The sequence below is a fragment of the Pseudomonas sp. SF2 genome (assembly GCF_036858055.1).
Lineage (GTDB): Bacteria > Pseudomonadota > Gammaproteobacteria > Pseudomonadales > Pseudomonadaceae > Aquipseudomonas.
This window is the reverse complement of sequence record NZ_JAMBDI010000032.1, coordinates 37,544-47,958: the sequence shown is the minus strand read 5'-3', so window position 1 is coordinate 47,958 and position 10,415 is coordinate 37,544. Positions and strand designations below refer to the sequence as shown.

The following is a 10,415-nucleotide window of genomic DNA, read 5'->3' as shown; positions in this document are numbered from 1 at the left end:
CTCCGGTCGTACACCGCGAAGGGTCGCAAAGCGGCCCCAAACCATTCAACTGACTGGCACCAGTCCCAGGGCTCGTCCCTTACCGAACAGCCTCGTACGTCAGGTCCAGGCACTTGCGGGCTTTTTCCACCAGTTCGTCAATCTCCTCGATGCTGATCACCAGCGGCGGCGCGATGATCATGGTGTCGCCCACCGCGCGCATGATCAGGCCGTTGTCGAAGCAGTGCTGGCGACAGATCATGCCAATACCTTTGCCTTCGTAGCGGGCGCGGGTGGCCTTGTCTTTCACCAGCTCGATCGCGCCGAGCATGCCCAGGCCGCGCACTTCGCCTACCAGCGGGTGGTCGGCCAGCTCGCGCAGGCGTTGTTGCAGGTAAGGAGCGGTTTTGTCGTGCACCTGTTCGATGATCTGTTCGTCACGCAAGATCCGCAGGTTCTCCAGGCCCACCGCAGCCGCCACAGGGTGGCCGGAATAGGTGAAACCGTGGTTGAAGTCACCGCCTTCGCTGATGACCTTGGCCACTTCGTCACGCACGATCACGCCGCCCATGGGGATGTAGCCGGAGGTAAGGCCCTTGGCGATGGTCATCAGGTCGGGCTTGAGGTCGTAGTAGTCGCTGCCGAACCACTCGCCGGTACGGCCAAAGCCGCAGATCACTTCGTCGGCGACGAACAGGATGTCATACCTGGCGAGGATCTCCTTCACCTTCGGCCAGTAGGTCTGCGGCGGAATGATCACCCCACCAGCGCCCTGAATCGGTTCTGCGATGAAGGCGGCGACATTGTCCACGCCAACTTCGAGGATCTTCTTCTCCAGCTGTTCGGCCGCCCACACGCCGAAGTCGGCCTCGGCCATGTCGCCGCCTTCGCCATACCAGTACGGCTGCGGGATGTGCACGATATCCGGGATCAGCCCGCCCTGCTGGTGCATGCCGCTCATGCCGCCCAGGCCCGCGCCGGCCACGGTGGAGCCGTGGTAGCCGTTGATGCGGCCGATGATGACCTTCTTGTTCTTCTGGCCCTTGAGCGCCCAGTAATGGCGGACCATGCGCAGCACGGTATCGTTGCCTTCGGAGCCGGAGCCGGTGAAGAACACATGGTTCATGCCTGGCGGGGCCACATCGGCGATCGCCTTGGCCAGTTCCAGCGCCGGCGGGTGCGCAGTCTGGAAGAACAGGTTGTAGTACGGCAACTGCCTCATCTGCTGGCTGGCGACGTCGGCCAGCTCATCGCGGCCATAGCCCACCGCCACACACCAAAGGCCTGCCATGCCATCGAGAATCTTGTGGCCTTCGCTGTCCCAAAGGTACACGCCCTTGGCCGAGGTGATGATGCGCGGGCCTTTCTCGGCCAGTTGCCTGACATCGCTGAACGGCGCCAGGTGATGGTCGCGGCTCATCGCTTGCCAGGCAAGGGTCTGCGAATGCTGTTCACTCATTGACTTCACTCCATCAAGTTGCGCAGCCGTGCTGCGCGGGTACTTTTTTGTAATTGGGAACGGTCGCTGTTCAGGCGGACTTCAACAGCATCTGGCGCAGCACCGAGCGATGCCGGCAGGCCTTGCCAAAGGACTGGAAGATGGTCAGGTAATGCGGGTTATCCATGACCTGGTACTCGGGGTGCCATTGCACGGCCAGGGCAAAACCCTTGCTGTTCTCGACCGAAATCGCTTCCACCAGGCCATCGGGTGCCAGCGCCTCCACCCTCAGCCCAGGGGCCAGTACATCGATACCCTGGCCGTGGATGGAATTGACGTTGATGATCGCCGGCAAGCCCATGCGGTCGAGCATGCCGCCGGGCTCTATATGCAAGGCGTGACGCGGGCCATATTGCTTTTCGATGGGCTCACCCTTGCTTTCACGGTGGTCCATGAACATGCCGGTCTCGTGGACCTTCTGGTGCAGGGTGCCGCCCAGCGCCACGTTCATTTCCTGGAAGCCACGGCAAATGCCGAGCACCGGCACACCGGCGGCGATGGCCGCACGCATCAGCGGCAACGTGGTGGCATCCCGCAGCGGGTCGTGGTGGGTACCCGCTGCACTGGCCGGGCCGTTGTAGTGGAACGGCTCGATGTTTGACGGCGAACCGGTGAAGATCAGCCCATCCACCACATCGAGAATATCGGCGCTGTCCATCAGGTCTGCGAGGCTGGGAATCACGATGGGTAACCCACACGCTGCCTTGGCCGCCGCGCGCGCGTACTTCTCGCTGATGGTCTGGGTTGCATGCAGCTCGATCATGCTGGTGCATGCGGTGATGCCGATAACGGGCACACGTGGCATATCTTCCTCCGGCAAATCCATATTGCGCGTTGTATTGAAACGGTAGAAAGGGAGGCGTCGCTGTTCGAACCTCGGCACCTACAGGAACCAGCGGTATTCGCGGGCATCGATGTGGCGCATGAAGTCCAGTTGCTCCTGGTATTTGTTTTCGCAATAGACCATCACGAACTCACTGCCCAGGCCCTCGTTGACCACCGGGTGGTGGCGCATGGCGGCCAGGGCACTGAGCGCATCCTTGGGGAAGTCGATGCCGCTCTGGCGGTTGTCGTTCAGCGGGGCGATGGGCTCGACACCACGATCCAGGCCATGCTCCATCCCGGTCAGGATGGCCGCCAGCACCAGGTACGGGTTGGCGTCGGCACCGGCGAGGCGGTGTTCGATGCGCAGGTTGCGCGGGTCGGACTCGGGGATGCGAATACACGCATCACGATCTTCGAAGCCCCAGCTGGCCTTGCTCGCCGCGTTGACCATGGCGCCGTAACGGCGGTAGGCATTGTGGTTGGGGGCGAAGATCGGCATGCAATGGGGCAGCAGCTCCAGGCACCCCGCCACCGCATGGCGCAGCTTGCGCTGTTCGGCGCCGGCCAGGATGTTGTTGCCGGCGTTGTCGTACAGGCTGACGTGTACATGCATGCCGCTGCCCGGCGCGTCGAGGTACGGCTTGCTCATGAAGCTGGCACGGTAGCCGTGCTTCATCGCGATACCACGGGTACTGCGGCAGAACAGCGCCGACCAGTCCGCCGCACTGAGGGCATCGTCGCTGTGGGAGAAGTTGATCTCGAACTGGCCTGGGCCCAGCTCGGCGGTGATGACGTTCGCCGGGACGCCCTGCTCGTTGGCGCCATCGACCATCTCGTGCAGCACCGGTGCGAAGCGCGACAGCCGCTCGATGTGCATGTTCGGCTGGTCGTCCTGGTCGTCGGTCGCCGTGTCGCGTGGGTACTGGGGCAGGCCGTTATCGAGCTTGCGGTCGAACAGGTAGAACTCCAGTTCGAAGGCCACCACCGGGCGGATGCCGCGCCTGGCCAGGCGCTGGAGCACCCGGGCCAGCACTTCACGGGGCTCGAACTCGATGGGCTTGGCGGTACCGTCGGAGGTGATGAGCATCTGCGCGATCACTTCCTTTTCCCAGCGCACTGGTTTGAGGGTACCCGGCACCAGGCGGCGGGCGGCATCCGGGTCGCCGTCGGCGAAGCAGTAGTCACCGATTGGGTAGAGGCCACCCTGGGTGCCCAGCAGCACGCAGTTCTGCGGCAACTTAAGCGGCGTGCCGGCTGCGACCTTTTCCAGCATGTCCATGGGGTAGCGCTTGCCGTAGAAGTGCCCGGGGATATCCAGCGCAATCAGGTCGACATAGCGTATTTCTGGGTGTTTCGCTCGGAACGAACGCACTTCAGTCAGCAGATCCGGAAAGATGACACTCATCTTCTTGTCCTTGTGAGGTGAACGAATTCAGTTGAAAACCCAGAGCACGCGGGTGGTTTTTTCCGTCAGGTTGGCGTAGCGGAACTGCGCGTGGGGGTGCAGCTGGAAGCAGTCGTTGGCCTGCAGGGTCACGGCGTCGCCGTGGTCCAGCCATACCGTGAGTTCGCCTTCGAGCACGAAGCAGCCCTGCTCGGAACGGTCAGTCAGGTACAGCTCGCCACTACTGGCGCCTGGCTCGAGGTGGCTGTCGAGCATGGAGAACGCGCCGGCGATGCTGGGCGAAGCCAGCACATCGGTGATGCCCGACTCGAGGTACAGCGTGCGGCGCTCGTGAGGGCGCGTGACCCAGCTGATGCTGCGGGGCTTGCTCAGGTTGTAGAAGTACGCGGTCGATACGCCGAGCGCTTCACTGATGGCGGTAAGGTCCGCCACGGTAGGGCGCGAAACACCGCGTTCGACCTGGGACAGGAAGCCGACCGAGCGGTTGATGCGCTCGGCCAGTTCGCCCAGGGTCAGGTTCTTGAATTTGCGCAGGTCGTGAATAAGGATCGCGAGGGCTTCAACCTCTTCGTGCATCTTCATCGTTTGAGACTGCCGTGAAATTTTTAGAGTTATTTTTCATGAAAAAATACATGAAAAATTTCACGCGTCAAGCCGGATCTGAAAAGGGGAACTGCGCAGGGAGATATTGGGGGGGGTAACAAGGCGCGAAGAAGCGTAACGAGAAAGGTACCTTGAAGCCCTCAGGACGCGAGGGCTTGCGAACGCTGCCGTACCGGCATCTGATAGCGGTGCGGTTGCTGCCAGGCCAGCTGTGCCTGGACATCGACTGCCGCATCCATCACTTTCTGTGCCCAGTTGTCATCCTTCGGGCACACCACCACCACGCGAAAACCGTGGTCGACGCCTTCCAGCCGCACGCCGTCGGAATCATCGACATGCAAGTCGATATCGAAGGCCGATGGCAACTTCGAGGGCGCATTCTCAAGCCCGTTCACGGCCAGGATATGCTGGTGCCGATCACTGTTGACCACGCCATCGACACGGATGCCGTAGAGCATCAGCCAACGGCGGATGTAGGACGGCGTGCGCCCGGACGAGGTGTAGATCCAGATGCTGCAGCCCTGACGGCGCAGGTCGCGGATCAGCGAGCGCGTACCGCTGCGCAGGGGTTCACCCAACCAGCGGTGGACGAACGCCGGCAGCTTGCTGTCCTCGGCGGCGGCATGGTCGGCCTGGCAGGCGAGCGTGTCGTCGATATCGAACGAAATGCGTACCTGCGGGCGGTTGAACGTGCGCTCGATGGCTTGCCGCCCGCGCTGGAGCAGTGAAGGCCTTGGCATCAGCGGCACCTCTCGTGCGCAGGCACGGATGTGCCGCAGAGGAAGAACTTGCCGGGCTCAGGCGCCTTCGCTTCAAGGAAGGCTGCGTACTTTTTCTTGATCTTGGGTAGTTCGTACAAGGCCTTGACACCATGCTTGGCAGAGTTGCGTATGACCGAGGACGGGTTGAAGTAACCCTCGGCGTTGTCCAGCGACAGCACGAAGGGCGGTAGCCCCGCGCGCATCAGCAAGTAGCTGACAATGAGCGACCCCGTGCGATTGTTGCCTTCGATGAACAGCTGCGGCTTGCTGAGAATCCGAACGTAGACACCCGCCGCGCGCTTCCAGATCGAGTCGCTGCCATACGAGCAATACCAGTTGTAGAGGTCCTTGATGCCGCCCTCCACATTATTGAAAAAGTGCGCCTCGGTCGCCGCCAGGTGCGGGGCAAACTCCAACCTGCGCGCCGGGTCGCTGCCGCACAGTACGGTGGCATTGATCTCCAGCATCAGGTTCAGCTGCTGAAGGTCGAAAAGGTCGACCCCCCGGGCGACATAGTCGTCAATCAGTGCGTAGCCTTCAACCACATTCAGCAGCACCTCGTCGGTAAACGGATCCCGCGGTTCGGTGAAGTGCCGGCTGAGTTCGGCAAAGCGGGCCTGCACCTCGCGCAGTGCACGCTCTACCGCTGGCAGATCAAGACGACGCGTCGCTCGCATTGGAAATCCCTGGTAACACTTGACGGAAGGTAATGCGGCCTCAGCTGAACTTGCCGCTGATGTAGTCAGCGGTCAGTTGTTCACGCGGGTTCTGGAAAATCTGCGTGGTCGGGCCCATCTCGACCAGGTAACCGGTACGCGTGCCCCTGGAGATGTCGACCGAGAAGAACGCGGTGGTGTCGGCCACACGAATCGCCTGCTGCATGTTGTGGGTCACCAGGGCGATGGTGTAGTCCTTCTTCAACTCGACCATCAGCTCTTCCACCCGGCGGGTGGCAATCGGGTCGAGTGCCGAGCAGGGTTCGTCCAGCAGCAGCACTTCCGGCTCGGTGGCGATGGCGCGGGCGATGCACAGACGCTGCTGTTGGCCGCCGGACAGGGCCAGGCCACTGACCTTGAGCTTGTCCTTCACTTCGTCCCACAGCGCGGCGCCCTGCAGCGCGTGCTTGACGCGGTCGCCGATGTCGCCCTTGTAGCGGTTCAGGCGCAGGCCGAAGGCGACGTTGTCGAAGATGCTCATCGAGAACGGGTTGGGCTGCTGGAACACCATGCCGATGTAGCGGCGCACCACCACAGGATCGACGCCCTTGCCGTAGACGTCCTGGCCCAGGAAGTGCACATGGCCTTCGAAGCGGAAGCCCTTCACCAGGTCGTTCATGCGGTTGAGGCTACGCAGCACGGTACTCTTGCCGCAACCGGACGGCCCGATGAAACCGGTGATCTCGTTTTTCCTGATCGGCACATGGCTGTCGCGAACGGCCATGAAATTGCCGTAGAAGATCTTGTCCAGCTTGCAGTCCATGACGATGGGGGCTTCGCTGACCACGGGAGCGGCTTTTGGCGCAGTGGATACGTTCAAGTTCGGATGCTCCCTTTCTCAATACTTGGGCTTGCCGAATACTCGGCTCAAAATGTTGATTACCAGCACGATCATCACCAACACCAGCGAGGCCGCCCAGGCGAGCTCGAGCTGGTTGTCGAATGGCATGCCGGAGAAGTTGTAGATCAGTACGGCAAGCGAGGCCGTCGGGTTCATGACCGCCAGGTCGCCGTCATGCAGGATCCAGTAGTTGCTGAACAGCGCGGTGAACAGCAGCGGCGCGGTCTCGCCGGCGGCGCGGGCCACGGCCAGCATGACACCGGTCAGGATGGCCGGCAGGCCGGTGGGCAGGACGATTTTCCAGATCACCTGGGCACGGGTGCAGCCCATGCCGTAGGCGGCATCTTTCATGATCTTGGGCACCATCTTCATCGACTCTTCAGCGGTCAGCACGACGATGGGCAGCATCAGTACCGCCAAGGCCACGCCGCCAGCCGGCGCGGAGTAGGTGCCGGTGGTCATCACCACCAGGGCGTAGGCGAATACGCCGGCCAGGATCGACGGCAGGCCGGTGAGCATCTTGGCGGCGAAGCGTGCGGCGTTGGCCAGCTTGCTGTCCGGGCCGAGTTCGGCCAGGAACACCGCGGCCAGGATACCGACCGGTACGGCGATGGCAGCAGCAATGCCGACCATGACGAAGGTACCGGCCATGGCGTTGCCGAAGCCCCCGCCCATTTCGAAGCCGGTGGGCGGCAGCTCGGTGAACACCTCCAGGTTGAGGCGTGCACCGCCACGGGTGATCAGCATGTACAGCACGGAAATCAGCGGCACGCTGGCCACCAGAGCCGCGAACCATGCCAGCGTGGTCAATACCAGGCTGCGCAGGGAACGGCCTTCCAGCTTGCGCTGCAGGCTGGGCAACGCGTTTGCAGGGGTGGTGAGGTTCGTCATTATTTGTTACCCCGCTGGGCGTAGAGCATGATCATCGAACCGAGTACGTTCACCAGCAGGGTAATGAACATCAGTACCAGCGCGGCGTACATCAGCACCTCGACCTCGTTCGGGCCAGCCTCCGGGAAGTTCAGGGCCAGCAAGGCCGCCAGCGTGTTGGCCGGGGCGAACAAGGACAGGGAAATGGTGTTGGCATTGCCCACCAGCATGGCCAGCGCCATGGTTTCACCCAGCGCACGGCCCAGGCCGAGCACCAGCGAACCGAAGATGCCCGTGGCCGCCGATGGCACCATCACCTTGAGGATGGCCTCCCAGTGGGTGGCGCCCAGGCCATAGGCGGCCTGCTTGGTTTTCATCGGCACGCTGGTCAGCGCATCCTGCGAAACGGCGGCGATGGTCGGCAGAATCATGATCGCCAGCACCAGCGCAGCCGGCAGCAGCCCGGGCCCGCTCAGGGAAGTGCCGAAAAAGGGAATCCAGCCCAGCTCGCTGTTCAGCCATGTGGTCAGCGGGCGAATGGCCGGGATGACCACATAGATCCCCCACAGGCCGTAAACGACGCTGGGGATGGCAGCGAGCAGCTCGACGATGGTGCGGAACACCGACGCCAGCCTGGCCGGGAGGAAGTCCTGGGTCAGGAAAATGGCCATGCTGATGCCGAAGAAACCGGCGATCAACAGGGCGATCAGGGCGCTGTAAAGCGTGCCCCAGATCGCTGGCAGAATACCGTACTTGCCTTGGTTGACGTCCCAGACGCTGCCGAACAGCACGTCAAAGCCGTGCTTCTCGATGCCTGGCAGTGCCTTGCGGCCCACTTCGTAGACCAGCGCGAAGACCAACGCCAGCACCAGCACCACGCCGATGCGTGCAAGCGCACGGAAGGTGCGATCAACCAGGAAGTCCTTCGCAGACGGTGGCTGGCACGCGGAGTCGGGGTTAGCCGGGATGGCAAAAGGTGTGTTCATTGGCAAGTTCCGGGACAGAGGGCAAACACACCCGGCATGGCCGCAAGACCACACCGGGAGCGCCTGGGCGTGTTACTGGATGTTGGCGGACGCTTTGCGCACCTGATCGACAACCGACGGTGGCAGCGGGATGTAGCCCATCGAGTCAGCGATCTTCTGGCCTTCGGTCAGGCTGTACTCGACCATTTCGCGCATGGCCTTGGCCTTGGCCGGGTTACCGTTGTCCTTGCGGAAGATCATCCAGGTGTAGGAGGTGATCGGGTAGGACTTGGCACCGTCCGGGTCAGGCAGCCAGGCCACCAGGTTCTCCGGCATTTTCACCGCCGCCAGTGCCTCGGCACCGCTCTCGGCGTTCGGCACGACGTATTGGCCGGCCTTGTTCTGCAGCTGGGCGAAGTCGACCTTGGCCAGCTTGGCGAAGCCGTATTCGATGTAGCCGATGGCGCCTGGGGTCTGGCGGACGGTGGCGGTTACGCCATCGTTCTTCGGCGACTTGATGAACTTGTCACTGGCCGGCCAGTTGACGGTATTGCCTTCACCCAGCGCTTGCTTGAAGTCAGCGTTGATGGCCGACAGGTGCTTGGTGAATACCGCAGTGGTACCGCTGGAGTCGGCACGCACGACCACGGTGATCGGGGTAGCTGGCAGTTTCAGCTCAGGGTTGGCCGCGACGATCTGCGGGTCGTTCCACTGGGTGATCTTGCCGAGGAAGATATTGGAGTACACATCGCGCGGCAGCTTCAACCCTTTTGGGTTGCCCGGCAGGTTGTAGGCCAGGACGATTTCACCGGCGGTCATCGGCAGCAACTGTACGCCCTCGCCGACCTTGGCGATTTCTTCGGCTTTCATGGCCGAGTCGCTGGCGGCGAAGTCGACGGTTTTATTCAGAAAGTCCTGAACACCCGCCCCGCTCCCCTTGGACTGGTAGTCAACGGTGACACCGTCGGTTTCCTTGCTGAAGGCCTTGAACCAGGTCAGGTAGATCGGGGCCGGGAAACTGGCGCCGGAACCGGTCAGGCGGACGTTCTCTGCGGCAAAGGAAGCCGAGGTGGCGCAAAGAGAAACGGCAACGGCAAGTGCAGCAGACTTCATCAGGCGTATCATCGAAAAGCGCTCCGTGTGATGGCCGGCACACTTTGCAGCAGCAATGTTACAGCTTTGTGACCAATGAATGGCAGGCCGCAGGGTAGAGCCGTCCGGATGCGCCATCACGGCAGCATCAAGGGCTGCCTCAACCCTAAGGCCTCAAAGTGTCGTTTGAATGACGGTTTCTGGTGGGCAACAGGCTTCCTGGCACCACTCGTCGATTAGCGGGCACTCTGGTGTTGCCCCGGCATTCAACCGCTCATGCAAACCAGACGGGAGTGAATGCCATGCCACGCGGCGACAAGGACAAATACACCGACAAGCAAAAGCGCAAGGCCGAACATATCGAGGAAAGCTACGAGCACAAAGGCGTGCCGAAAGACCAGGCCGAGGCGCGGGCCTGGGCCACCGTCAACAAGCAGTCCGGGGGTGGTGAGAAAAAAGGAGGCTCGGGGCAAACGACATCCTCCAGCGAAAAGAAGACTGCCCGTTCGGACTCTGCCAAACGTGCAGCGAAGTCACGCCAGGGTCATTCCCGCAAATCAGGCAGTTCCCTGGAAACCCAGAGTAAGCAAAGCCTGATGAAAGAAGCGCGTAGTAAAGACATCAAGGGGCGCTCCACCATGACCAAGGCGCAATTGGTGGAAGCGCTCGCGCAGGCATGACGCAAGCCCTCCGCCACCCGCGGAATGGCGCCAATCCTCGGCCGGGCACGATCCCCGTGGGAGATGGCCCAGCCCTTCGGGCTGCGCTGTCGCTTGGAGAACTGAATTCGCAAGCAGTCCGCGTACCCTGTGGGAGCGGCTTCAGCCGCGAAGAATCCAACACGGTGCATGGCACCGGCT

The 10,415-nt window shown here is 62.1% G+C and carries 11 protein-coding genes; 1 reads left to right on the top strand and 10 read right to left on the bottom strand.

What is annotated here, in order from left to right; genetic code table 11:
* Window positions 1-79: 79 nt before the first annotated feature.
* The 10 genes from M2S36_RS19640 to pstS all read right to left on the bottom strand — a co-directional run bounded on the left by M2S36_RS19640 (window position 80) and on the right by pstS (window position 9,588).
* A complete protein-coding gene (locus M2S36_RS19640; protein WP_333957685.1) occupies window positions 80-1,438 on the bottom strand; it encodes an aspartate aminotransferase family protein in 1,359 nt (452 codons plus the stop codon).
* A 70-nt stretch (window positions 1,439-1,508) separates the two neighbouring features.
* Window positions 1,509-2,282, bottom strand: a complete 774-nt coding sequence (locus M2S36_RS19635; protein ID WP_063913580.1) for a gamma-glutamyl-gamma-aminobutyrate hydrolase family protein — start codon at window positions 2,280-2,282, stop codon at window positions 1,509-1,511.
* Between the two features lie 78 nt (window positions 2,283-2,360).
* Entirely contained in the window at window positions 2,361-3,707 is a 1,347-nt protein-coding gene (locus tag M2S36_RS19630; RefSeq protein WP_063913581.1) for a glutamine synthetase family protein, read from the bottom strand.
* A 27-nt stretch (window positions 3,708-3,734) separates the two neighbouring features.
* Window positions 3,735-4,289, bottom strand: coding sequence for a helix-turn-helix domain-containing protein (locus M2S36_RS19625; RefSeq protein ID WP_063913582.1), 555 nt, complete (start codon window positions 4,287-4,289; stop codon window positions 3,735-3,737).
* A 161-nt stretch (window positions 4,290-4,450) separates the two neighbouring features.
* A complete protein-coding gene (locus tag M2S36_RS19620; RefSeq protein WP_063913583.1) occupies window positions 4,451-5,050 on the bottom strand; it encodes a hypothetical protein in 600 nt (199 codons plus the stop codon).
* Window positions 5,050-5,748, bottom strand: coding sequence for a hypothetical protein (locus M2S36_RS19615; protein ID WP_333957684.1), 699 nt, complete (start codon window positions 5,746-5,748; stop codon window positions 5,050-5,052). The genes M2S36_RS19620 and M2S36_RS19615 overlap by 1 nt, the downstream gene beginning before the upstream one ends.
* 40 nt (window positions 5,749-5,788) lie before the next feature.
* Window positions 5,789-6,550, bottom strand: coding sequence for a phosphate ABC transporter ATP-binding protein PstB (pstB, locus tag M2S36_RS19610; RefSeq protein WP_233687519.1), 762 nt, complete (start codon window positions 6,548-6,550; stop codon window positions 5,789-5,791).
* 75 nt (window positions 6,551-6,625) lie between these two features.
* Window positions 6,626-7,519, bottom strand: coding sequence for a phosphate ABC transporter permease PstA (gene pstA, locus M2S36_RS19605; protein ID WP_024086822.1), 894 nt, complete (start codon window positions 7,517-7,519; stop codon window positions 6,626-6,628).
* The gene (gene pstC / locus M2S36_RS19600) at window positions 7,519-8,484 is read right to left on the bottom strand and encodes a phosphate ABC transporter permease subunit PstC (RefSeq protein WP_063913585.1); all 966 of its coding nucleotides are present in this window, start codon (window positions 8,482-8,484) and stop codon (window positions 7,519-7,521) included. Before pstC ends, pstA begins: the two co-directional genes overlap by 1 nt.
* A 72-nt stretch (window positions 8,485-8,556) precedes the next feature.
* A complete protein-coding gene (pstS, locus tag M2S36_RS19595; RefSeq protein ID WP_087500806.1) occupies window positions 8,557-9,588 on the bottom strand; it encodes a phosphate ABC transporter substrate-binding protein PstS in 1,032 nt (343 codons plus the stop codon).
* A 269-nt stretch (window positions 9,589-9,857) separates the two neighbouring features.
* Between pstS and M2S36_RS19590 the strand changes: the two genes are divergently transcribed.
* Complete coding sequence (locus tag M2S36_RS19590; protein WP_207830378.1) at window positions 9,858-10,235, top strand: termination factor Rho; 378 nt, start codon at window positions 9,858-9,860, stop codon at window positions 10,233-10,235.
* Window positions 10,236-10,415: the final 180 nt, after the last annotated feature.